21 protein-coding genes and 1 pseudogene are annotated in these 23,103 nt (G+C 62.5%); 9 read left to right on the top strand and 13 right to left on the bottom strand.

Annotated features, from left to right (window positions below):
* Window positions 1–9 precede the first annotated feature (9 nt).
* The gene (locus ACNR9W_RS08265) at window positions 10–1,032 is read right to left on the bottom strand and encodes a peptidoglycan-binding domain-containing protein (protein WP_419271700.1); all 1,023 of its coding nucleotides are present in this window, start codon (window positions 1,030–1,032) and stop codon (window positions 10–12) included.
* 507 nt (window positions 1,033–1,539) lie between these two features.
* Between ACNR9W_RS08265 and ACNR9W_RS08260 the strand changes: the two genes are divergently transcribed.
* From ACNR9W_RS08260 to ACNR9W_RS08250, 3 genes and pseudogenes are all read left to right on the top strand, one after another.
* Window positions 1,540–1,935 carry a septal ring lytic transglycosylase RlpA family protein gene (locus ACNR9W_RS08260; protein ID WP_419271699.1) on the top strand — a complete coding sequence of 132 codons (396 nt, stop codon included), beginning with the start codon at window positions 1,540–1,542 and terminating at the stop codon, window positions 1,933–1,935.
* Between the two features lie 271 nt (window positions 1,936–2,206).
* Window positions 2,207–3,337 (top strand): annotated as a pseudogene (locus ACNR9W_RS08255) (IS3 family transposase).
* 91 nt (window positions 3,338–3,428) lie between these two features.
* On the top strand, window positions 3,429–3,878 hold the full coding sequence (locus ACNR9W_RS08250) for a thermonuclease family protein (protein WP_458478476.1): 450 nt from the start codon (window positions 3,429–3,431) through the stop codon (window positions 3,876–3,878).
* A gap of 35 nt (window positions 3,879–3,913) precedes the next feature.
* Here ACNR9W_RS08250 and ACNR9W_RS08245 read toward each other — a convergent pair whose 3' ends face one another.
* The 4 genes from ACNR9W_RS08245 to ACNR9W_RS08230 form a co-directional block, all read right to left on the bottom strand.
* On the bottom strand, window positions 3,914–4,339 hold the full coding sequence (locus ACNR9W_RS08245) for an HD domain-containing protein (RefSeq protein ID WP_458478475.1): 426 nt from the start codon (window positions 4,337–4,339) through the stop codon (window positions 3,914–3,916).
* Between the two features lie 815 nt (window positions 4,340–5,154).
* A complete protein-coding gene (locus ACNR9W_RS08240; protein WP_419271591.1) occupies window positions 5,155–5,535 on the bottom strand; it encodes a DUF6481 family protein in 381 nt (126 codons plus the stop codon).
* Between the two features lie 35 nt (window positions 5,536–5,570).
* The gene (locus tag ACNR9W_RS08235) at window positions 5,571–5,795 is read right to left on the bottom strand and encodes a hypothetical protein (RefSeq protein ID WP_419271590.1); all 225 of its coding nucleotides are present in this window, start codon (window positions 5,793–5,795) and stop codon (window positions 5,571–5,573) included.
* Window positions 5,796–7,371: 1,576 nt separating this feature from the next.
* Window positions 7,372–8,052 carry an IclR family transcriptional regulator gene (locus ACNR9W_RS08230; RefSeq protein WP_419271588.1) on the bottom strand — a complete coding sequence of 227 codons (681 nt, stop codon included), beginning with the start codon at window positions 8,050–8,052 and terminating at the stop codon, window positions 7,372–7,374.
* Between the two features lie 171 nt (window positions 8,053–8,223).
* On the opposite strand from ACNR9W_RS08230, the gene ACNR9W_RS08225 reads away from it, so the two are divergent.
* From ACNR9W_RS08225 to ACNR9W_RS08210, 4 genes are read left to right on the top strand one after another with little or no spacing between them, the layout of a single operon-like run.
* Window positions 8,224–10,557 (top strand): cytochrome P450/oxidoreductase, encoded by a 2,334-nt coding sequence (locus ACNR9W_RS08225; RefSeq protein ID WP_419271586.1) that lies wholly within the window; start codon window positions 8,224–8,226, stop codon window positions 10,555–10,557.
* Between the two features lie 60 nt (window positions 10,558–10,617).
* Window positions 10,618–11,646: a TRAP transporter substrate-binding protein gene (locus ACNR9W_RS08220; protein WP_419271585.1), complete on the top strand. Its 1,029-nt coding sequence runs from the start codon at window positions 10,618–10,620 to the stop codon at window positions 11,644–11,646.
* Window positions 11,647–11,703: 57 nt separating this feature from the next.
* Window positions 11,704–12,192 (top strand): TRAP transporter small permease, encoded by a 489-nt coding sequence (locus ACNR9W_RS08215; RefSeq protein ID WP_419271583.1) that lies wholly within the window; start codon window positions 11,704–11,706, stop codon window positions 12,190–12,192.
* Window positions 12,185–13,486, top strand: coding sequence for a TRAP transporter large permease (locus ACNR9W_RS08210; protein WP_419271581.1), 1,302 nt, complete (start codon window positions 12,185–12,187; stop codon window positions 13,484–13,486). Before ACNR9W_RS08215 ends, ACNR9W_RS08210 begins: the two co-directional genes overlap by 8 nt.
* Window positions 13,487–13,497: 11 nt before the next feature.
* On the opposite strand, the gene ACNR9W_RS08205 is transcribed toward ACNR9W_RS08210, so the two are convergent.
* On the bottom strand, window positions 13,498–13,773 hold the full coding sequence (locus ACNR9W_RS08205) for a MarR family winged helix-turn-helix transcriptional regulator (RefSeq protein ID WP_419271580.1): 276 nt from the start codon (window positions 13,771–13,773) through the stop codon (window positions 13,498–13,500).
* 449 nt (window positions 13,774–14,222) lie between these two features.
* Here ACNR9W_RS08205 and ACNR9W_RS08200 point away from each other — a divergent pair, with 449 nt between their 5' ends.
* Window positions 14,223–14,492, top strand: coding sequence for a hypothetical protein (locus ACNR9W_RS08200; protein WP_419271579.1), 270 nt, complete (start codon window positions 14,223–14,225; stop codon window positions 14,490–14,492).
* Here the strand turns inward: ACNR9W_RS08200 and ACNR9W_RS08195 are convergent.
* A protein-coding gene (locus ACNR9W_RS08195) for an IS3 family transposase (RefSeq protein WP_273742807.1) occupies window positions 14,480–15,669 on the bottom strand; the annotation gives its coding sequence in 2 pieces (ribosomal slippage) (window positions 14,480–15,411 and window positions 15,411–15,669; 1,191 coding nt in all). The two genes, ACNR9W_RS08200 and ACNR9W_RS08195, sit on opposite strands and share 13 nt — an antisense overlap.
* On the opposite strand from ACNR9W_RS08195, the gene ACNR9W_RS08190 reads away from it, so the two are divergent.
* Window positions 15,616–16,266, top strand: a complete 651-nt coding sequence (locus ACNR9W_RS08190; RefSeq protein WP_458478474.1) for a hypothetical protein — start codon at window positions 15,616–15,618, stop codon at window positions 16,264–16,266. The two genes, ACNR9W_RS08195 and ACNR9W_RS08190, sit on opposite strands and share 54 nt — an antisense overlap.
* A gap of 684 nt (window positions 16,267–16,950) precedes the next feature.
* On the opposite strand, the gene ACNR9W_RS08185 is transcribed toward ACNR9W_RS08190, so the two are convergent.
* Genes ACNR9W_RS08185 through ACNR9W_RS08160 form a run of 6 tightly spaced genes read right to left on the bottom strand, consistent with a single transcriptional unit; the run spans window position 16,951 to window position 23,047 of the window.
* The gene (locus tag ACNR9W_RS08185) at window positions 16,951–17,937 is read right to left on the bottom strand and encodes an alpha/beta fold hydrolase (protein ID WP_419271527.1); all 987 of its coding nucleotides are present in this window, start codon (window positions 17,935–17,937) and stop codon (window positions 16,951–16,953) included.
* A gap of 38 nt (window positions 17,938–17,975) precedes the next feature.
* Window positions 17,976–18,638, bottom strand: coding sequence for an ester cyclase (locus ACNR9W_RS08180; RefSeq protein ID WP_419271526.1), 663 nt, complete (start codon window positions 18,636–18,638; stop codon window positions 17,976–17,978).
* Between the two features lie 30 nt (window positions 18,639–18,668).
* Window positions 18,669–19,757, bottom strand: a complete 1,089-nt coding sequence (locus tag ACNR9W_RS08175) for an alpha/beta fold hydrolase (RefSeq protein WP_419271525.1) — start codon at window positions 19,755–19,757, stop codon at window positions 18,669–18,671.
* 10 nt (window positions 19,758–19,767) lie between these two features.
* On the bottom strand, window positions 19,768–21,129 hold the full coding sequence (locus ACNR9W_RS08170; RefSeq protein WP_419271524.1) for an amidohydrolase family protein: 1,362 nt from the start codon (window positions 21,127–21,129) through the stop codon (window positions 19,768–19,770).
* A gap of 53 nt (window positions 21,130–21,182) precedes the next feature.
* Window positions 21,183–22,193: a medium chain dehydrogenase/reductase family protein gene (locus tag ACNR9W_RS08165; protein ID WP_419271522.1), complete on the bottom strand. Its 1,011-nt coding sequence runs from the start codon at window positions 22,191–22,193 to the stop codon at window positions 21,183–21,185.
* A 17-nt stretch (window positions 22,194–22,210) separates the two neighbouring features.
* The gene (locus tag ACNR9W_RS08160) at window positions 22,211–23,047 is read right to left on the bottom strand and encodes an alpha/beta fold hydrolase (RefSeq protein ID WP_419271520.1); all 837 of its coding nucleotides are present in this window, start codon (window positions 23,045–23,047) and stop codon (window positions 22,211–22,213) included.
* Window positions 23,048–23,103: the final 56 nt, after the last annotated feature.

Below are 23,103 nucleotides of genomic sequence, written 5' to 3'. Positions count from 1 at the left end.
TCGGAGCAGCTAGATACGGGCCTGCTCCTGCAGCGTCCTCACCTGTTCCGCCTTGAGATACCCAGTCTCCTCCAGCCCATTGTCGCCCTGCCAGCGGCCGATGGCATTCCGCGTCGCCGAACCGAATACGCCATCAGCCTGGCCCCTCAGATAACCCAGGCTGATGAGACGTTCTTGGATCTTCATACGCTCGGCTCGTGTCAGGCCCAGCAGGTCTTCGTCGATCGCTTCCGCACGGCTTCCTGCTGTCTCCGAACCACGCGCTTCGGCATCTGAACGCAATGCACCCACCTGCGCGGCCGTTACATACCCCGTTGCGCGCTGCCCGGTATTGCGCTGCCATGTTCGGATAGCCTCGCGCGTTCCAGCGCCGAACAGGCCGTCCGCCCCCTTGGGGTCATACCCCAAGGCGATAAGGTCGCGTTGTATCTGAACCCGCCGGGTCCGCGTCAGACCAAGATCGAGCTCGGCTTGTGCAGCCGAAATGTCACGACCGTCTGCCGCGGGAGCAGGGGAAGTTGGCGTTGCTCCGGCGCGATTGAGCAGTATCCGCAGTTGCCTTGCGTTCAAATACCCGGTGCCCTTGAAGTCATTGGCTTGCTGCCACGCTGTTATCGCGCGCCGCGTCCCCGCACCCACCACGCCGTCGATGCCGCCTTTGTAATAGCCACGCGCAGCCAGCCTTTGCTGAATGGCGACACGGTCGGCGCTTGACAGAGAAAGGCGCGCCTCGGCCTGAGCAGCCCGGTTTTCTGCCGCGGTCGCTGCCTCCTGTTGGGCCAGTTGCTCCCGTGCTTCTTCTGCATTCGGCCCCTGCGGATAGGTGTCCAGGTACTGCCGATAGGCTGCGGCAGACCCATTCTGAACGACCCCTTCCCAGAGCGCCCGCTCGTGGGCCGCCTGCTGCTGCTCCAGAACGGTTCGGGCAATGGTGCCGACCACTTCCCCTAGGTCCGGGTCGGCCTGAGCCGGTTGACCGTTTATCAAGATCAGGCCTGCAACGGCCGCAGAAAGATGAAGGCGCTTCATCATATTGTCCTCCTGCTTGGGCTAGGTGCGGCGCCGTGAAAGCGTGAGCCTGAACGCCAGCTATCAAAGCAAATTCCCTACGTCGGCTTGAGGTTCCGGTGGCGAAAGACACGTGGTTAACCGGGCAGCCGATGAGGCAGGACGCTCCTCGTCAGGGTGAGCATCACGTCGAACCCACGGAAGACTGAGCAGGCGCCGCTGGCATGAGCGAGATGACCAAAGGCCTGCCGCCTGCATGAAGCTGGAGAGCGTGATGAACTCCCGTAGGAAGATGAATGCTAGGCTGGAAGAGTCCTTCCACTCGACTTCCGTCAAGGGCGCCACCGGTAACGTTTCGACGAGGTGGCGTCGGCGGCGGCAGATATATGCCGTCCGCGGCAGGCACCAGCGGCAAGGCTTCGCTTGAAGTGGAGCGTAGGTGGAACCGATAGCTTCCTTGCATTGCCCCTGCAGCGGCGAGCCTCCAAATGGCAGCTGACAGCGCGACATTTCCCTTCGAGAGGTTGACCCTTGATCAAGCCGACATTCCTTCGTCAGGCCGCAATTGCGGCAGTTGCTTCCCTTGCTCTGGTACCTGCAGCTTTGGCGCATGAGAGCAGCTCTGCCGGCAAGCTGAAATCCGGAATGGCTTCATGGTACGGAGCCGCCTTTCACGGGCGCCAGACGGCGAACGGTGAGACCTTCGACATGAACGATCTGACCGCGGCCCACCGAAGCCTGCCTTTCGGCACGCGCGTCCGGGTGACGAACGAAGCGACGGACAAGTCGGTCGTGGTGCGCATTAATGATCGTGGTCCCTACGCAGGTAGCCGTGTGATCGATCTTTCGAAGGAAGCGGCAAAAGACATCGGCCTCGTCTCGACCGGCGTCGGGCGCGTGAAGCTCGAGGTGCTGGGTAGCGCCTGAGGGTGGGCTGTACGGCCGGATCAGGCCGCGCTCTTGTTCAGCAGGCGGATGCAGGTTGGATGAAGCAGGCGGGGCGGTTCCCATATTGCCAGTTGCCTCGGGAATGGGTCTCGCATTCGGTTGGCCTCCACATCTGCTTGCATTCGCGGACTATCCAAATCCTGAGCATCTGGCATTGCCGATGCTCTCGCTCTGTTGCACATCACCCTGGACCTGTCACGGTTTGGTGCCGCTCCTTTGACCACGTAATGTGCAGCAAAGGAGATGAACCATGGGCACAGTCAGGACGGATAAATTTTGCAAGGATGCGGTGCCGATCGCGCTGACGAGCGGGCTTTCGCGGCGCCAGATTACGGATGATCTTGGGGTCGGGGTGTCGACCTTGAACAAATGGGTGAATGCGCACCGGGATACGGATGTAGTGTCCACAGAGGATCGTGAACTCGTGCGTGAGAACGAAAGGCTTCGGCGCGAGATACGTATTCTCAAGGAGGAGAGGGACATCCTAAAAAATGCCACCCAGTTCTTCGCGAGCCAAAAGCCGTGAGGTTCAGGTTCGTCGAGGAACAGCGCCGGGACTTCCCGATTGACCGGCTGTGCCAGGTCATGAATGTCAGCTCACGTGGATTACGGGCGTTCCGCAGCCGTCCAGCCAGCCGCAGGCAGCGCATGGATATGGTTGTTCTGGCGCATATCAAGGAACAGTCCCGTCTGAGCCTGGGTAGCTATGGCCGCCCTAGGATGACGGAGGAGCTGAAAGAGGTTGGTGTCGATGTAGGGCATCGGCGCATCGGTCGCCTGATGCGCGAAAACGGGATCATCGTTGAAAGAACGCGTAAGTTCAAAGCCACGGCCGACAGCGACCATACGTTCAACATCGCTCCGAACCTGCTGGACCGCGACTTCGGTGCAGCCGGGCCGAACCAGAAATGGGCGGGCGACATCAGCTATATCTGGACCCGAGAGGGCTGGCTGTATCTGGCGGTGATCCTTGATTTGCACTCCCAGCACGTCATTGGCTGGGCCGTCAGCAACCGTATGAAGCGCGATCTGGCAATCCGAGCCTTGAAGATGGCCATCGCCCTCAATTTCGCCGCCCAAGAGATGCATCTTTCACAGCGACAGAGGCAGCTAATACTGTTCGCATGACTACCAGATGATCCTGCGCCAGCGTGGTTTTAGAGTGTCCATGAGCGGCAAGGGCAATTATTATGACAATGCCACCGTCGAGACGTTCTTCAAGACCATCAAGGCCGAGTTGATCTGGCGGCGGTCTTGGGAAACCAGGCGGCAGGCTGAGATGGCGATCTTTGAATACATCAACGGCTTTTATAATCCCCGCCGCCGACACTCGGCACTGCGCTGGAAAAGCCCGGTCGCCTTCGAACGGAAAGCGGCCTAAACGAGCACTCGGGGCGGCACAAATACGTGACAGGTCCACGCTGTTCCTGATCGGCGACGACAATCCCCGGCTGCGCCAGGGGTTGGAGGACATGCTGCAGGAGCTTGGCAGCGGCCAGCCCCCGGCCACAGGACAGGCAGGGAACGCCAAGGTCATCGATGGCGACACGCTGGACGTGGCGGGATCGCGCGTGCGGCTCTTTGGTATCGACGCCCCCGAAGCGGCGCAGAGCTGCCGGCGGGGCGGTCGCAACTGGGCCTGCGGGGCGGAGGCCGAAGAGGCCCTTGTTTCCGTGATCGCCGGGCGACAGGTCAGATGCGAGGAGCAGGACAGGGACCGCTATGAACGGAGCATCGCGATCTGCTGGGCCGGGGCCGAGAACCTGAACGCGTGGATGGTCGAGAACGGCTGGGCGGTCGCCTACCGGCAATATGGCGGCAGGACCTATGACCCGGAAGAGGTCGTGGCCCGGGTGGCGCAGCGGGGGGTCTGGAGCAGCGAGTTCGTCATGCCTTGGGACTGGCGGAAGGGCGAGCGGTAGGGACGCCGGAAACGTGCCGGAGAGGCCCTGCTGCGTCACTCGGGCGACACGCCCAGCGACCTCAACGCCTGCAGGTATTTCCGCGACCGCTGCACATCGGACTGGGTGGGATCCGCAATGCGGGTCATGTCGAGGTTGTCGCGCAGGTCCGCGATCTTCACGGCGCGCGCAATGGGATTGCGCGCCGCACGGTCTACGAAATCGGCATAGCTCTCGCCTTCGCGCCGGGTCATCGCGTCAACCGCGGCCACCAGTTCTTCGGCCAGACCCTCCCTGCGCAGGTCATCGAGCGTCCAATGAGTGTCTTCGACCACATCATGGAGCACGGCCACGATGCGCTCCGGTTCGCTCGAACAGGCATGCATCACACGCAGCGGGTGCAGGATGAAGGGCTCCCCCGCCTTGTCGCGCTGACCACGATGCGCACCGGCTGCAATCTCAATGGCGCGTTCCAGATCCATGGTTGCATCCTCCGGCAGGTATGACTGCCCCTCGCACAGGAAAAAAAGCTCCGGCAGTCACGGCGGGGCCAGTTCCAACAGGGAGTCCAGATCAACAGATGACCCCACGCTGTGTTCCATCGGGCTGCTGCTCTTCTGCTCACGGACAAGCAATCGCTTGGCGCCATTATGAGAGGACAATCGGGAGATGAAGAGTGTGGTGCAGTATCTGCGGAAACCAACTTGATCGTACAGACCCTCATCATTCCGGCTGCATGTCATGCTACATAGCCAGCGGACCTGATGGGCACTTTCGGTGGATCAACGACTGTGCGGCTGCGGACCGTAGCAGCCCACTGCACAACGTGGTGAGCATGACTGACTGGCTTTCGCGGAGAGCTGCGACATTGACTGCCACCACACGAGCGCAACCAGGAAAGGAGGCGACGGGCATGGCTAGTCAACGGCCTGATCCGGCTCCGGGCTCATCTTCATCATGGTGGGACTGGCGCAGGGGGATTGGCTGCGAGTGGTCGTGTTGACGTAGGGCTATGTCTTGTACCCTTCGGTACGAAAGGGCGTCCGGACCTGAGCAAGATTGTTCAGGTCCGGGTTTTGCACTGCTGGCCACCGCGCTGGTTGTGGGGGATGGCTCATGATTCCTGATGCCCTGATCCGCAGCAGGGGCCGATGCGCTCCCTCGCCGCAGGTGGCGATGCGAGGGGAGAATTCTTCCGACGTGACGCAGGGGATTGTGCAGGTTGCCAGGGCGTTGTCGGGGCAAAGGCGCGGTATGCCTCAAGATGAAGGAAGCACACCGCGCGGCCTTGGGTCCTTCAGGCCTGCCGCGCCTTGCGGTTGGCGTAACGCTGGTCACGCTCGGCCTTGCGGGTGGCCTCATCGCCAATGACGCGGGCAATCCGGCTGTCGGCAGCCTGGGCACGGGCGTCGGACTCAGCTGTGGCAGCGGCTGCAGCGGCTGCGTCTTGCTCACGCTTCTCCGCCTCTATCCGAGCCTGCTCCTCCAGCTTCGTCTGTTCGCGCAGAACGCGACGCGCTTCCCGTGCTTCGGCGAGGGCGATCCGCTCCATCTGCCGGGCATCGCGACCCAGTTCAGCGGCCTGCCTGGCGGACTGATAGGCCTGAAGGCGGGCGGCCTTTGCATCGGTAGCAGCGCTGCGGCGATCAAAGAGGTCGTTCTTGTTCGTGTGTTTCAAGGTTCTGTTCCAGTTAAGATTTGTTTCTGAAGAGGTCACCGCTTCGGTGTCTGTTTCTCGGGTGCGGTGCAACCGCGTTCTGAGCGGTCCTGCCGTTCCTTCGCAAGGCGCGCCTCGCGCAGCCTCAGGGTCTTTTCCTCGCGCGTGATTTTCATCGCGTCGAGTTCGTCGAAGGCTCGTTCGCGCGCGGTGGGGGGCGACTGCATCTTGCCGAACGCGATCTCTGCCCTCTGGCGCTGCCTGCTGTAGCTTTCGGTCATGTTATCCTCGCTGAAATGCTCGCCAGGCGAGCGGCAATAATCACACCGGGCAGCCTGCCAGGCGTCGCGGCCCGATCTGCTTTCGCCTGTGCCTGTCATTCGGCGGCTGCGGGGAACGAGAGAGGCCCCCTCGTCTCGGATCTGCCGGTTCAGCTTGTGTCGCATTCGTGATCGCGATGGCTTTCTGACCTCAGACGATAGGGCGCACTCCGGCCAGTTCGGCGGCCAAGACGCAGACAGATGCGTCAGCACGCCAGTTGTCCTGATGGGTAGATCCAAACCCGTCGGAGGAGCTTATTTCATGACTGTGCCCGTACGCGTGATGAACCCTTTCATCGACCTATCGGCGAATGCCACGCACAGGCAGTGCGGTTAAAGACGCCAATCCTTCAAGGGGGGGTCGCTCATGGCGCAATGCCAAGCGCGCAACAACCAAAGCTCGGGAAGATAATATTGATATCATCTTTATGGCGATAAAGCACCTGATGGTCAACTCACTGTCATTCTACCCTGTCTTACGGCCGCCTTGAGCTTCGGCCGTGTAGGGATTTGCCAAATAACAGATAACAAAATTGAGGAATCAATCGCTTCATCTTCCGAACAGGGTATTCTGAACTGACGACAACCGCCTTTGATGATGCGAGCAGCCACCGGCGAATATCCAAGTATTCTGATTTCTCGATCTGACCATAGCCAAGGTTGCAGGAACGGAGAAAGAGTATGAACCAAAAGCAGGTTAGGACTTCCATCGCCTGCATGTCCGACGCGGACCTCTGCGAAGTCATCGACGGACTTGGCCGTGCCTATGACCATGCCACGCAACTGAAGGCAGGTGCCCGCCTCCCCGAATGCGCCGCCTTCGGAGCTATCGCCCGGGATCTCGAATACAGCTTGAGCATCATCCGTCGGTCGGCACCCGTAGACCCTGCCGCCCAGCCTTCGGAGGTGGATAGAGCGCAGGCCTCCGCGCGGGCCAGTTTCGCTGCAGTTCTCGGGCGGGAAAATACCAACAGACCATGAGCACCGTCCCTGCAGATCATGCAAGCTCGACCTGACGGCTTCGATAGCTGCGAGGCGCTAGAGTTCAGCGCCGGCGTTGGCGTGGCGCTTATTGAACTTCAACGCATGAGCAAGAGCTCCCGCTCTTCCGGCAGGACGTCGCGTTCAGGAAGAGGCCTTGGGAACCTGCCCGTGCGGCAGGAGACGTGTCCGAGGAGCGACGATCCTGAGCGGCACGTGCGAACTGCGAACCGGGTGCGGACCCAGCTTCTGGGAACTTGCGCGACAACGCCCACCGCATACGAAGATGCGCCGGAAGGACTCAAGATGCGCTAGCATGAGCGAATGACGCTCTTAGCCTTTATCGACGCGCTTGCGGGGCATCGGCACGCGCGCGACATTGTTGGATCGGAGCTGACGCGCGCTTGTATCTGTTGACCCTGTCAAAGCACCTCCTTCCGCTATGGCGAGGATCAGATGCGTCGCATGTTTCCAGCGTTCCTGGGCCCTCTCGGACAACCGCCAACCGCCAACCGCCCACCGGCTAACAGCGACGGCCACACGATATGTCGCTTGCTCAAGCCAGCATGGCACTCAGTCGCTGCGCAGCATTGCAAACCGTGCGAGAGGCCATGTCTGTGTCCAGCGCCTCCAGTGCCACCACCCCTACTGAATAATCAAGTTGGTCTAGCCCCGGCGGAAGGATCAGGGGGCTGGAAACCCCGACTGCGCCACGATGCAACTGCCCGCGCGTGAGGGCAAAACCACATTGGCGCGCTACGGACACCTCTTCGGGCTCATCCGGCGACGCTGGCCGCCCCGCAAGGATCGCCAATCCGGCAGCACCGCGGTTTAGCGGATGGCGCACACCTACCTTATAGTGTATCGCGACGACCGCATTACGGGGTTCGGCCGTCATTGCCACGACGCATTCCGAGCCTTCTGCAACGGAAAGAAAAGCCGTGGCTCCGCTTTCCTCGGCTAGTTGTTCCAACACGTTCCGGGCGGCTCTGCGCACAGTATCTGTTGCTGCCGCAGCAAGCTGGAACGCAGCCCCACCCAATGTCAGGCGACCATCTTCACGGCGTCTTATCATGTTGTGATGACACAGCGTGGCTACGATTCGATAGGCGACCGCCCTCGTCAGATCGAGTTGCTGGGCAATATCACTGACCCTAAGCTCGCCGGGACTGCGGGCAACAAGCAAGAGTGCGTCAATTCCTCGATCAAGCGTCTGGAGTAAGCTGTAGCTTGTCACCTGTGTCCTAATCCCTGCCGAGGAACTGCTGCATGACTAGAAGTAGCAAGTATTGGGACAGTGAAGCAAGAACGGTGGCGAATAGTGAGACAGGGGTTCCTATAAAAGAGATTGCTTGTTCGCCAGTGGTTGCGTATGCAACGGTATCATCCGAAGCGAGGAGGCGGCGTGATGACGGAACGCAGCATCGTGCAAGCCAAGGCCAGTTGTCCGGTAGGTAACAGCGCCATGGCGGCCGGCTGCCCAGTCGATCCTGCAGCAATGGTTCGATCCTTTGATCCTTTCGAAGGGCCCTATCAGGTCGATCCTGCCGAGGCGCTGCGCTGGTCCCGTGATCAGATGCCAGTCTTCTACTCTCCTAAGGTAGGCTACTGGATTGTCAGCAGATACGATGACATCAAAGCTGTGTTTCGTAACAACATCCTGTTCTCGCCCAAGAACGTTCTTGAGAAGATCTCGCCGGCAACCGCAGGGGCGCAGGAGATCCTGAGGGGCTACGACTATGCAATGGCCCGCACGCTGGTGAACGAGGACGAGCCGGCGCACATGGAACGCCGCCGCGTCCTGCTGGATCATTTTCTACCCCATAACCTCGAGAGACAGCAGGACATGGTCCGCAAGCTGACGCGCGAGAAGATCGATGAATTCATCGACGACGGTCGTGTCGATTTGGTAGATGCCATGCTCTACGAAGTGCCGCTGCTGGTAGCACTTCATTTCTTGGGCGTTCCCGAGGATGAGATTGCAACGCTGAAGACATTCTCTGTTGCGCATTCAGTCAATACCTGGGGCCGACCGTCTGCGGAAAAGCAGAAACAGGTCGCCCACGACGTGGGCCGCTTCTGGCAATATGCGGGTGACGTTATCAAGAAGATGCGGGCACAACCGGACGGCACCGGCTGGATGCACCACACAATCCGCATGAACGCGGAGCTGCCCGACGTGGTCACCGATAGCTACGTACATTCCATGATGATGGCCATTATTGTAGCGGCGCATGAGACGACCTCGCTCGCCTCTGCCAACATGTTCAAAACCCTGCTGACGCATCGCGACGCGTGGGAGGATATCTGCGCCAACCCCTCGCTGATCCCGAACGCGGTCGAAGAATGCCTGCGCTATGCAGGATCGATCGTCGCATGGCGTCGCCAGAGCACCGGACCCGCTACGATCGGCAACGTTGCCATCCCCGAAGGTGCAAAGCTGCTGATCGTGCAGGCTTCGGGCAACCAGGACAGCCGGCACTTCGAAAATGGAGAGGCATTCGACATCTATCGTGACAATGCCGCCGACCACCTGACCTTCGGATATGGGGCCCATCAGTGTATGGGCAAGAACATCGGTCGTATGGAGATGCGGATCTTCCTGGAGGAGGTGACGCGCCGTCTGCCCCACCTGCGGCTGGCCGAACAGACCTTCAGCTATATGCCCAACACCTCGTTCCGAGGTCCAGAGGAACTGTGGGTGGAATGGGATCCTGCTCGAAATCCCGAACGACGCGATCCCGACATAAGCGCAAAGGCTTGCGTCTTCCCCGTGGGGGCCCCGGCCCGGCGCGACATTGCCCGCAAGGTACGCGTGACGGAACTGCGCCGCGAAGCCGACGGGATCCTAGGCATGACGCTGGAGGATGGCAACGGCCGGGCGCTGCCACGATGGAGCGCCGGTGCCCATGTCGAGTTGTGTGTCGGCGATTTCGACCGCAAGTATTCACTGTGCGGGGATCCCGGGGCTGGCACGTACCAGGTCGCAATTCGGCGCGAGGACATGGGCCGGGGCGGGTCGTGTCACATTCATGATACTCTCAAGGCCGGTGATAAAATAAAATTGCGCGGACCGTCGAACCTGTTCCGTCTGTCTGAAGGTGCGGCCCATTACGTGCTGGTCGCTGGAGGGATCGGCATCACGCCGATCATCGCGATGGCCGACCGTCTGAAGCTGGAGGGACGCTCTTACGAGCTTCATTATGCCGGCCGTTCCCGGGAGACGATGGCTTTTCTGACGCGGCTGCATGCAGACCATGGCGATGCGCTGACGCTGTATCCCGGCGACGAAGGGCGGGCCCTGAAGCTTGCGGCGCTGGTGGGCCGGTTGCTGACGGGAGGACAAATTTACGCCTGCGGCCCCAGTCGCATGCTGCTTGAACTGGAGGGCCTGACCGCAGACATGCCAGAGGGCACCTTTCGGTCCGAGCACTTCAGGGCGGCCGGCTCAAGTATTGATCCGGGCAAGGAGCAGGCATTCGAGGCGGAACTGTCTGACAGCGGGATGATCCTCCAAGTCGATGCCGGCAAGACGCTGCTCGATGCGCTGCTGGCGGCTGGCATCGATGTGCCGCATGACTGCTGCGAGGGGCTGTGCGGATCATGCGAAGTCGCCGTGGTCGAGGGAGAGGTCGATCACCGCGACATGGTCCTGACACCGGCCGAACGTGCCGCGAACCAGCGCATGATGAGCTGCTGCTCGCGTGCGAGGAACGGCGGAAGGATCCGGTTGGCCCTGTAAGGGCTCGTCCGGCGGTATGACAAAGCGACAAGCCGCTATACATCTATGGGAGGAGACCGAATGAAACCTGCAAATAAGCTAATGGCCGGTGTCGCCGTGGCATCGGCGCTGATAGCGACAACGGCGCAGGCCGAGGTGACGCTGAAGGTCAGCCACTACCTGCCTTCGGTCCATGGCATCCACACGGACTTTATCCTGCCTTGGACCGAACAGATCACCGCTTGCACCGAAGGCGAGGTGCAGTTCGAGATCTTTCCGGCGGGGTCGCAATTGGGCAATGTCGCACGCCAGCAGGAACAGGTCATGGCCGGTGTCGTGGATATTGCCAACGGCCTGACCGGCATCCCCCGAGGACGGTTTCCGCGCACGTCCCTGATAGACATGCCGTTCCTGACCGTAGACGCCGGCGCGGCGACTTATGCGCTGTGGGAGCTTCTCCCTGACTATCTGGCGGAAGAATACGAGGGCGTGAAAGTCCTGGCGCTCTACGCCCATAACGGCGGCCTGCTGCATACCACGGGCACCAAGGTTGAAACGATGGAGGACATGCGTGGGCTGCGCATCCGCACGCCGTCTCCGGCAGTGTCCGAAATGCTGTCGGCCCTTGGCGCCGATCCGCAGGGTCTCCCGCCCGGCGAGGTCTATGAAAGCCTGCAGCGCGGCGTGATTGACGGCACCGTCTTCCCATGGGACCCGGTGAAAAGCTTCGGCCTGAACGAGGTTCTGGATTATCACCTGGACTTGGGTGCCTATACCGTGTCGTTCTTTTTCGTGATGAACCAGCGGTCCTATGACGGGCTGACTGACAAGGCCAAAGCTTGCGTCGACCAGTATTCCGGCGATGCCTTGGTGTCCAAATTCGGCGATTGGTGGGACCAGTGGGACCAGCCAGGTCGGGCCGAAGCCGAAGTCGCCGGTCACGAGATTTCGGTCCTCTCGGATGAAGAGCGCGCGGCCTGGGCAGAGACCTTGCAGCCGATGATGGCCAGCTACATCCAATCGGTAGAGGATCAGGGCGTCGACAACGCTGAAGAGATCTATCAGGCGATGAAGGACAAGATCGCCGAATACGAACAGGCAAACCAGTAGACCGGGATGAAAGCCCTGGCACAGGAGCCAGGGCTTTCACGCAGGAGAATGTCGACCTTGGAACAGCTCTTTACGTTTGGGCGCTGGTTCATATCCGCGCTGGCGGCGCTTGGCGTCCTGTCCTACGGAGCGGCGGCGCTGGTGACGGTGGCTGACGTGATCGGCCGCCGCTTCGGCCTGCCCATTGAGGGCGTCGTGGATCTCGTCCAGCTGTTCTTCATCGCCGGCGCTTGGCTTGTCATGCCCTATGCGTTCATGACGGCAAGTCACGTGGGTGTGGATTTCCTACTGCACCTTCTGCCTCGCGCGCTCGCGGCACCGTTGAAGGTCGCCATCGCGGCGCTGTCACTAGGGCTTGTCGCGCTGATGCTGTGGCAGGGTTACACCACCTTCCTGACAAGGACGATGTTCGGAGACAGGTCTCAGCAGCTGGGAATTCCGATCGACTGGTACTGGTATCCTCTGCTTCTGGGACTGGCGATATCGCTTCTGGCAATCGTTCTGCAGTTTGTGTCACCGTCGAAAGGGCATCCTGAAGATGACTGATCCATTTCTGGGGGTGTGGGGTTTTGCCGCCGCGTTGCTGCTGATCGCGCTTGGCCTTCCGGTGGCTGTCTCTATGGGGGTGATCGGCGTGCTGGGCTACTGGTACCTGAACGGATGGATGGGGGCGTCCTACATCCTCGGGTCCAGCCCGTTTGAATCGATCTTCCCCTATTCTTTCTCCGTCATCCCGCTTTTCGTGATGATGGGCGACTTCGCGTCGCATGCCGGGCTGTCGCGGTCGCTGTATTCGGCGATCAATGCCTTCATCGGGCATCGCAAGGGTGGGCTTGCAATCACGTCGATCGCGGCAAGCGCGTTCTTCGGGGCAATTTGTGGGTCATCGCTTGCCACGGTCGCTACCATCGGTCGGGTCGCCCTGCCAGAGATGAAGCGCCATGGCTATGCGCCTTCGCTTGCGACCGCCACGGTGGCGGCGGGTGGAACTTTGGGCGTTCTGATCCCGCCTTCCATCCTGCTGGTGGTGTATGGCCTCCTGACGCAAAGCTCGATCGGTCAGCTGTTCATCGCGGCACTTGTTCCGGGGGCTCTGGGCGCGGTGCTCTATGCCGGTGCCATCATGATCAAGGTGCGCCTGAACCCCAAGCTTGCGCCCCAAGCGGAACGGACCGGGTGGCGTTCGCGCCTGCGTTTGCTTGGCCGCATCTGGCAGGTGTTGCTGCTGTTCGGCGTGGTAATTGGCGGTATCTATCTTGGCTGGTTTTCTCCGACCGAGGCCGCGGCAGTCGGCGCGGTTGGCGCCTTCGTCCTGGCGCTGTTTTCGGGTGGGCTGAACCGTGACACCCTGAAGGCTTCGGTCCAAGAGACGGCTGGACTGACCGGGATGATTTTCTTCATCCTGATTGGTGCCGCGCTGTTCAACTTCTTCCTTGAGAACACTGGCCTGCCGCAGTTGCTGATCGAACAGATCCGCTCCGCGGGGCTGGGACCGATGACGGTGATGACGCTAATTCTGGTGTTCTATATCGTCCTGGGCTGCTTTATGGACTCCATGTCAATGATCCTGCTGACGGTGCCGCTTCTGGCGCCGGTTGCGCTGGAAATGGACTTCAACCTGATCTGGTTCGGCATCATCATCGTCACTGTGGCCGAAATCGGCCTGATCACGCCACCCATCGGGATGAACCTCTTCGTAGTGCAGGCTGCGTCGCAAGATGTGCCGCAGAGCACGGTAGTCCGTGGCATCCTGCCGTTCATTCTGGCCGATATCCTGCGGCTTGTGCTCTTGGTGGCATTCCCGGCGTTGGCGCTGTGGTTGCCACTGCAGGCCATGTGACGGATTGCCTGCTATTCGCTGGAAAGGCCAGCGTTGATGCGCAGCAGCGCGCGCTGCAGGGGGACTGCGTCGTCCTGCAGTTCGTCAAGAAGCTTGGCCTGAAACGCCTCGGCAATGGGGCCCCGCCTTCGCATCAGTGTCCGACCCTCTTCCGTCAATTCCAGCACGACCAGACGACGATCCGTTCCATGCGTTGAGATGCTGACGATGCCGTTCTGCACCAGCCGGGTTGCCGCGCGGCTGACCATGCTCTTGTCAAGGTGAACCCTTGCCGTGATGTCGCGCACGCTGACCGGCCCGAGTTGTTCAGGTGCGCACGGCACCTGTGAGTAAGTACTCCACGCGTTCAACTGACACGGCGGCAAAAACGATATCGGGACAGAGCAGGGGCATGATCCCAACTGCTCCGAGCAGCAAAACTCTGAAGTCGCCCGTCGCGGGCGCCGCCGCCCTGCCACGTCAATACCGGTGGCGTCACCCTTTTGGCGCCCTCAGCCGCGTGGGTCCTAGCCGGCTTCGCAGCGTGGCATCGCATCATTGTGTTTGTGCTCCGCGCAACGACCATGCCGGCCGTGCCGTCGGAGGCTTGGCGCTCGCCCGCTTCCTCGTCGTGTGGTTCTCCTGAATGGGCGCGACCGCGCGCTTGACGCTTTGCCGTCCCCCTTGATGTAGCTCAAGGCATCTTTAGCCGGCGGTGAGTATACACGACGCAGGTGCATTTATCGGAGGATGCGCATTGAACCGGTCTGCCGTGCTGTACGCTTTCGGGCTCTGGGCCGTCTGGACCCTCGCCACCTGGCTCCTCGAGGGCCGGATCGAGACATTCAACCGGCCGGACGCGCTTGCCGACCGCCTGATATACACTCTCGTCGCAAATCTGCTCTTCGGAATCATTGGGGCGATGGTACTGCTGCGATGGCTTCTGAGCGCGGCGGGGTCGGAGTGGAAAATCGCGGGATTCGGCTCTTTGGGTCGTGACGTTGCCCCCGACTTTTATCCAGCGTGAGCGAGACTCCGAGTTTGAGTTTTGCCGTTTTGGACGGGTTGGGCAACGGGGGCTGGCGCGGAGCTTTGCGGGTTGCGCAGCGTCAGGCCCCGTTGCGGGGTGAAGGTTTGGGCGAACTCGGCTGGCGTCTGCCAGCCAAGGCGTGAATGCGGGCGTTCGATGTTGTAGTCCATGCGCCAGGCTGCGAGCGTGGCGCGGGCATGGCTCAGGGACGGGAACAGCGTCTCGTTCAAAAGCTCGTCGCGCAACCGACCATTGAAGCTCTCGATGAAGGCGTTCTGGGTCGGCTTGCCGGGCGCGATGTAGTGCCATTCGATCTTGCGATCGTCAGCGAAGGTCAAGATGGCGTTCGACGTAAATTCGGTCCCGTTGTCGCTGACCACGGTTCCGGGCTTGCCGCGCACATCGAACAGCGTTGCCAGTTCCCGCGCGACCCTCGCACCGGACAGCGATGTGTCGGCGATCAGGGCAAGGCACTCCCGCGTGCAGTCATCGACCACAGTCAACACGCGGAAGCGGCGGCCATCGGTCAGCTGGTCGGAGACGAAGTCCAGTGACCAGCGCTGGTTCGGCATCAGTGGCCGCGACATCGGAGCTCGTGTGCCGATGGCCCGCTTGCGCCCGCCGCGGCGCCGGACATGCAGCCGTTCCTCACGGTAGATGCGGAACAGACGCTTGTGGTTCACCTCATGCCCCTCGCGGCGCAGGAACACATGCAGCCGCCGATAGCCGAAGCGGCGACGGACCCGCGCCAGTTCCTTGAGCCGCTCGCGCAGCACCGGATCGTCCTGCCGGATCGCCTCATACCGCATGGTCATCCGGCAACAGCCGATCACCCGACACGCCCGCCGTTCGCTCATCCCGTGGCCTGCCACCAGATGTGCGACCGCTTGCCGCTTCGCGGCGGGCGCTACCACTTTTTTCCCAGGAGATCTTTCAGCGCCGCAGTGTCGAGCATCGCATCGGCCAGCAGCCGTTTCAGGCGAGCGTTCTCGTCCTCAAGCCCCTTCAGGCGCTTGGCCTCGCTGACGTCCATGCCGCCATACTTGGCCTTCCACTTGTAGACCGTCGCATCGCTGACGCCGTGCTTGCGGCACAGATCGGCGACGGAAACTCCTGCCTCATGTTCCTTCAAAATGCCGATGATCTGATCTTCGGTGAACCTGCTGCGCTTCATCTCTGGTCCTCTTGGTTGGGCCAGAGTCTACCTCAAACTGGATTAGGCGCAGGGGGCAACGTCAGTCGGACCGCAATTTGGGTGCCGTTTGGCGGGGCCCTCAGCGTTGCTCTCTTCTTCGCACAGGGTGCGCCCTCGACAGATGCGATAGTGATTCTGAACGCATTTGCTCAGGTCTTCGTCGTCTCCACGGCAGAGGTGCTTGTCTGCTGGTCGGTCGTGGCAGGCGTCATGGCACTCGTCATAGAGCGGTCAAGATGGATCGCTTTTCCGATCGCGGGCATCGTCGCCAGCGTTCTGTTCGGTATCTACCATTTCGCTCATAGCGCTCCGTTCAACACAGTGTCTATGGTTATTTTTCTGAGCGTGATCGGGCTGTTGACCAGCGCTTTCTTCTTTGCGTCACACGATGTCTACGCCACAGTCGTCTTCCACAACTTTCTAGGTGTCTTTGGGGTCGTTCAAGCTGTCGTGGCGCAGGACAACCTCGCCGCGTTCGAAACCCTTCAGGCGCCGCTGATCGGGACCGCTTTGATCACGCTTCTGGTCCTCATCGCGCTTGATCTGCTCATCAGGCGGAGAGGGCTCCCGTCCTGAGGTCTTCTGGCGGCGGAACGACCGGCGGTAAAGGAATTGATGCCATGACCGATGGGACGGGACGCAACCGGTTGCTTCAGGCGCTGGCCCTCTTCGGACCGCTTGTAGCAGCCCTGTTGTTCGCGACCGATCCTGCGGGGTGGCCATGACACCCGGTTATTCTCCCGTGGGGCAGGCCATCAGCGAACTAATGGAACGTGGCGCCCCGGCGAAACAGGTTGTCCACCCCTTGCTCCTCCTTTACCGCGGTCTCGTTATCCGCGTTTGCGGAGGGGCTGCACCGTGGGCTGCCGCGGGAGACGCCCGGTCTTGCAGGACCGTTGCTGATCGGCCTCACGGGGAGGGCGGGAGTCGTCCTGACGCTCTTTTTTACCCTGCGATCCGGGCTGCGCGCCATTCCTGAGCCTGCGCTGCACGCTTAATATCTTCATCGCCGTCCGATGGGTATCGCGATCCTGATCGGCAACTGGTTGACGAACGGGCCTTGCGACGGCTTCCCGCGCTCGGGCGCTATACCTATGTCACCGCAGGGCCTTGGTCTTGCGACTGCGCTTTTGACGGTGGCCCGCGGGGAGACGAACGTGGGCCTCGTCGAGCGGGTGTTCACGTGGTCCTATCTCCAATGGTATGCCATCACCGGCCTAAGGATATGGAGGTGGGCTTGGAAGCCCAAGGCGGCCAACCTCATCTTGCCGTCTCCACCGCGACGTCCGCAGCAAAGTCCCTCACCGCCTCCACGAAATGCGCGGTTTCTGTCAGGAACGGCGCGTGGCCCGACGCGTCGAACACGACCAGCCGCTTGCCCCGCGGAGCTTCGACCGCGTCGGCCCATTCCCGCACCAGGGAGACCGGCGTGTTCATGTCCTGCGTGCCGGAGAGGAGCAGCATCGGCACGGGCATGAGGGGGACCTCCGCAATAAGGTCGCGCTGCAGGTACTCGGGCCACATCGGCCCGCTGCCGCGATTTGCCCCATTAAGCCAGTGCCGATAATCCGACAGCCGGTATTCGGGGGCGGCCAGCGCCCGCGGCAGCAGCGACAGGAGTGAGACGTTCATCCCGCCGTCATGCGCCTCGACGGCCTGCTTAAGGCGCACGTAAAGGTCATGATCGTGAAACGCCTCGGGCGCCATAGCCGCAAGATATGAATCAGGCGTGACTTCGTGCACCCAGTCCAGCTCGAGCTTTACGGCGCGCATCTCGTCTACCTGCTGCCCGACGCCGACATATGCGGCATAGTCCTCGGGCCATCGCGCCACGAGCCGGGCGCCGAGCATCGTCCCCCAGGAATGGCCGAGCACGATCAGCGGCTGATCTCCCAGCCGCTCACGCAATTGCGCGGTGACCTCGCGCGCGTCGGACAGGAACCGCTCGAAAGTCATAGTCAAGGGATCGAAGCCTGGCGGGTTCGACTTGCCTGCGCCGCGCTGGTCCCAGTGGACGACGACGAAATCGCGCTCCAGCGCTGCGGTGGCTGAGTGGAGTGGCATCTGAGCCGCGCCCGGCCCGCCGTGCAGCCACAGCAGGATCGGAGCCTTACGGTCCGCCCCGCGGATCAGCAACCACTGGGTCATTCCGCCGATCTCGGCGGGGACAAGTTCGGCGATTGGATCGGGGCCGACCACGGGCGCGGTGCGCGCGGGCAGTATCTTCCAGACCAGGCCGGCAGCCAAGAGCCCGATTAAGACCAGAGTGACGAGACGGAGGGCCCTCATTGCCTACGCCGGTCCGAGGGCTGTCGCCGCAAAGCCCGCGCCTGCGACGCCGGGGCCGTGCCGGGCCAGGACCAGAAGCCAAGGAGGATCGAGAACAGGAACAGGTAGTCCTGCGCCGCGGCCCAGAGTGGCCAAAGGGTCAGTAATGCGGCGGTCACGCCGAACATAACCCGCCCCAACCGCGGGCGTGGCCTGCGCCGAAGCGCGATCCAGAGCGGCGGCACGGCACCGATCTGCCGGGCGAGCCCCAGCATGTCGATGATCACGGTGTGCCGGGACAGCAGACCACCCTCGAAGCGGGAGAATTCGGCAGTCTCGAACACGAGTGAGCCGTTCGTCGGTGCGAAGGCCAGCGGAACGAGCGGGCCGGTCATCGTGCCACTGATCTTCAACCGTGCCAAGACCCCCGTCCCATCGAGCGCATGATACGGGCCGTCGATCATCTCGATCCGAACGTCAGGGAGGGCGCGGGACATCGTCTCCCGGTGGAAGCGGCTGACGGCTTCGCGTCTTTGCAGCGGCCTGGACGCGGCCCGGCCGTCCCAGACGACGTCCTCGCAGCACAATGCCGCCACAGCGTCAGCGTCGTGCAAATTCGCCGCGGCATGCAGCCGTGCCAGAAAAACCCGGGCGAACTGTGCATCGGCAATCTGTGTCATCGACCTCGCCTCTACTCGCGCTGCAACGCATTACCGCGCGTCCGCCAGCGCATTCGTTCCTGCCAAGACATCGTTCAACAAGATCATGGTGGCCCGCTCGGTCTCTTCAAACAGCGGACTGTGAGCAGAATTCTCAAACATGTAGAAGCTCTTCACGGGGGCATTGATCGCATCGAAGTAGGCGCGCGAGAGCTCGGGATTGGCGGTCTGATCATGCCGGCCGACGAAGAAGTAGACCGGGAGGGCGAACTCGGTGAGGCGGTTCCGCAGATCGTCCCGGATCAGGGCGTCCCAGAAGAACGGCCGGGACCAGAGCTTGCCGCGCCAGATGTTGATCTTCTCCGGCACAGTGTAGGCGCGCACCCGCCACATGGGCAGAAAGATGCCCGTGATGACCGAGTCCATGTCGTGGGTGTGGCCGACGCCGATCCTGTGCATGGCGCCGTCGCGCAGCCGCATCCATTCGGGCGACGTGCCCGCCTCCATGCTGACGGACGCGCCCTCGAGCCGGCGAGCCATGGCCTCGTCGCCGCGCGCACGATAGGCCTTGATCATGTAGTCGCGGGCCATGATCTCGGACTCGAGCTGGTGCACGATCTGGGCCATCCCGACATAGGCCAAGAAGCGGTCGGGCGCGGCAGCGGCGACCTGGATGCCGAGATAGGCGCCCCAGGAATGGCCGAGCAGGACGATCCGGTCCTGCCCGAACCGCGTCCGAAGGTAGTCGGCGACCTCGACCGTATCCGAGATCATCTGCGCCACCGTCATGGTCTTGGCCGGTATATCCGGTGAAAAGGATATGCCCGCACCTCTCTGCTCCCACCAAACCATGGTGAAGTGGTTCTCTAGACCGGTGGGGTGCTCCTGCTCCATGAAGAACTCGACCATGCCGGGCCCTCCGTGCAGGAACAGGAGGACAGGGTTCGCGGGGTCGACGCCCTGGATGAACATGCCCTGCGGAATGCCGCCGATGTCCAGGGTCACACGTTCCGATATGCTGCCCGGGATGACGTTGCCTGCGGCGTCACGCAGCGGGTCGGGACGGCCGGGGCTGACGGCAAAGAGCCAGGCCAATCCAGCGACAAGCAGAGCGGCGAGGAAGAGAAGGATGATGGTCATGAGGCGCACGTCACTCCCCCGCCTCGCGCAGTTGCGCCTCGAAATCGTCGAGGGCGTCACGGTCGAAGAGGCGTCCGCCGGCGATCACGGCGCGCGGACGGCGCAGCGTGTCGAGCCCGTCGAGCGGATTGGCGTCCAGCAGGACGAGGTCGGCCCGGCGGCCCGGAGCGATTATCCCGTCCTGATCCACAAGGCCGAAGAAGCGGGGTGGCGCGACCGTCGTCGTGTAGAGCGCTTCTCTCGGGGCAAGGCCAATCGTGACGTAGAGATCGAGTTCGTCAAGCAGCGAAAACCCGTGAAACAGGTAGGGGTTGGCGAAAGAGGCGTCGCTCGAGGCCAAGATCGGCACTCCTGCGGCGTGGGCCATCAGGAACGTGTGGCGATCGAGGGCAATGCTTTCGTCGGCCAGCGCGCGCACGTCATTGGTCATCGCCTCGAGGCGGAAGTCCGGCCGGCCCCATGCCTCGCGGACCTCCGCGGGGATCATCCGCATGCGAGGGGCGTCGGGCTCAGGGCGGTTGCCGGTGTAGAAGTCGGCGACGACGAGCGTGGGGCTGACATGCATCCCTTCCGCCACCATCGCACCGAGGACGCGGTCGCACAGCGCGTCGTCCCACGTCTCAAGGATGATCCGGTTGCGCGCGGCCATGATCTCGAAGACGCGCGCCAGGTCGGCACCTTCGGCCATCGCCTCCCGCAGGTCGTCTAGCATTCGTTCCTCGTCGGTGGAGCAGGCCATGGTGACGCGCCCGAAATGCTCCATGCCGTCATGTCCTGCCGCAAGCGCCGTCGCGAGCGAGACGCGCTCGGGGATGTGTCCGACCAGCGGCAGAGTCCGCTCCGCGGCCGCTTCGGCGAGCGCCAGATAGGTCGGCTCGTCCAGCATCGAGTAGGACTTCACTGCAGCCCAGCCCTCCTCCGCCACCTGTTCGACGACCGTGCGCGCCTCCGCTTCCGTGTCAGCCAGAAACATGCCCGGCCACGAGCCCGGCGCGGCATCGACCCAGGCGCCCGAGAGGATCAGGCGCGGCCCCGGGACTTCTCCCGCCTCTATCCGCGCTTGCAGGTCCTGCTGTTGCTGGATCGGCCAGAGCGCGCCCATGTCGCGAATGCCGGTGATACCGTTGATCAGGTAGAGCGGCAGCGCCGTCTCGGGTTCGTCTGCCGTGGAGAAGATGTGGACGTGTGAATCCCACAGACCGGGGATCAGGAAGCCGCCGCTCCCATCGACGACGGCGGCATCTTCTGCCGGAATGCTGATGCCGATCTCTGCAAGCATGCCGTCGCGCATCAGGACCGACGTCGGGCCGAAAAGTTGGCCGGTTTCCACATTCACGATCGTCACATCGGTCAAGAGCGTGGTCTCGGCCATTGCAGCCGATCCGAGGCCCAGGGATGCCGCAAGGGTGAGCGTCGGGACCGGCTTCATGGCTGCGACACCCGCAGGACCAATTTTCCGGCGACATCTCCCGCCTCGACCCGGGCATGGGCCTGCCTCACCTTGGACAACGGCAGCACCTTGGCGACGACCGGGGCGATCCGGCCCTCGGCCAGCATCTCGAACAGCGTGGCCAGATCCTCGCGGAACCAGTCGGGATGTTTCCGCCGCATGGCGCCGATCGAATAGAACGCCGTCGCATGGCCGTTCGGCAGCCAGTCCCAGAGCTTCAGCTTTACGAAATCCATCGGGATCGAGCCGCCGCGTCCTAAAACCTCATTCTGGAAACCGAAAGCGACGAGCATCCCGCCCGGCTTCAGCGCATGGAGCGAGCGGGACAGGCTTTCCCCGCCGAGCGGATCAAATGCACAATCCGCGCCCTCGCCGACTGCGGCCCGAAGCGCCTCTTCCGGCGCGTCGGCGTCGATGGGCGTCGCACCGAGCCTGCGGATCAGATCGTGTTTCGCGGTAATATCGGTGCCGAAGGCCCTGATGCCCGCGTCCTTTGCGAGCTGCAGCATTGCTGTCCCGACCGCGCCGCCGGCGCCGTGGATCAGCAGGCTCTGGCCCGCCTGCATCTTCGCCACCCTGTGCAGCATCTGGAAAGGCGTGAGAGCCGACAGGATCATGCCGAGAGCATCCACGTCCGACACGCCTTCGGGGACTGGGGTCAACCGGTCCTCGGGCAGGCAGATGTACTCTGCGTAGGCGCCGATGGTCGTCAGGTCCGCCACCCGCTCGCCGGGACGGAAGCGGGTCGCGCCGGGGCCGCTGGCATCGACAAGGCCGACCATGTCATAGCCCGGGGTGAAGGGCGGCCTGTCCTTCACGTCCGGATACATTCCCTTGCGGATCATGACGTCGGTGAATGCAGCGCTTGTCACCAGAATGCGCACGCGCACTTCGCCTTGGCCGGGCTCCGGCAGGTCTGTGAGGGTGTCGAGCTCCAGTTCCTCTGGGCCACCAAAGGCGTTCAGTCTGACACGGGTCCAGGGCATCGAGTGTCTCCTTGTGGTCACGAACGCTCCGTTCGCGGGATGAAATCTGCGATCTCGCCAGTCAGGCCATCGTCATGGCCCAGCCAGATGTGACCGCCGTCGGGGTAGAGGATCAGGCGCGTATCGGGGATGCGGTCGGCCAGCAGGCGCGCGGTGCCGGCGGTGCCGAAGAGATCGTCCTCGCAGGACAGGATCAGCGTCGGCGCGGCGATCCGCTCGTAGGCCGTGGGCGTCGGTGTTCCGGCCCAGAACCCGTCATTCCTCAGCCCGTCAACCTTGCGGCTGATCGGGAAGATCTGGTCAAGGATCGCATGGGCCCGCAGGCGTTCGGCCTCGGGCACCCGGTCCAGCAGGGTCGGATCGGTCGCCAGCAGAGTGCGGATCATCTGCCCGGGTGCCAGACGCGACAGCGACCAGAACCAGAAATCCGACCCGAGCACGGCCCCCATGGCAAGCCGCTGCGGCGCCGTGAACTCCACCGGGTCGCGGTTCGTCAGGTTTGCGGCCGGGACGATCAGCACGAGATGCGAGCACCGGTCGGGATGCCGAAGCGCGAATTCGGCCGCCGTCAGTGCCCCGGCCGAGCCCCCGATGACGGGGAGGCGACCAGTGCCCAGACGGTCGAGCAACTCGACCAGCGTGTCGGCCTGACGGGCGGGCGAGGCGTCGTCGGGAAAGGCGCTGCCGAGATAGCCGAAGCGCGACGGCGCAACAATCCGAAAGCCGCTCCGGCGGAGCCCGGCCGCGAACAGGAGCCCCTGATCGAACCCGCCGCCGGTTCCGTGGATCATCATCAGCGGCACGCCTTCGCCCGCAACCGCATACTCCAGCGGCCCGGCGCTTGCGTCAATCACTGTGGCTTGCCCGAAAAGCCGACTGTCGGCTTGCCTGCGCGCCTCTTGAAAGGCGC

This window comes from Paracoccus sp. T5, from assembly GCF_048538155.2.
Lineage (GTDB): Bacteria > Pseudomonadota > Alphaproteobacteria > Rhodobacterales > Rhodobacteraceae > Paracoccus.
This window is presented reverse-complemented; position numbering and strand designations above follow the sequence as displayed.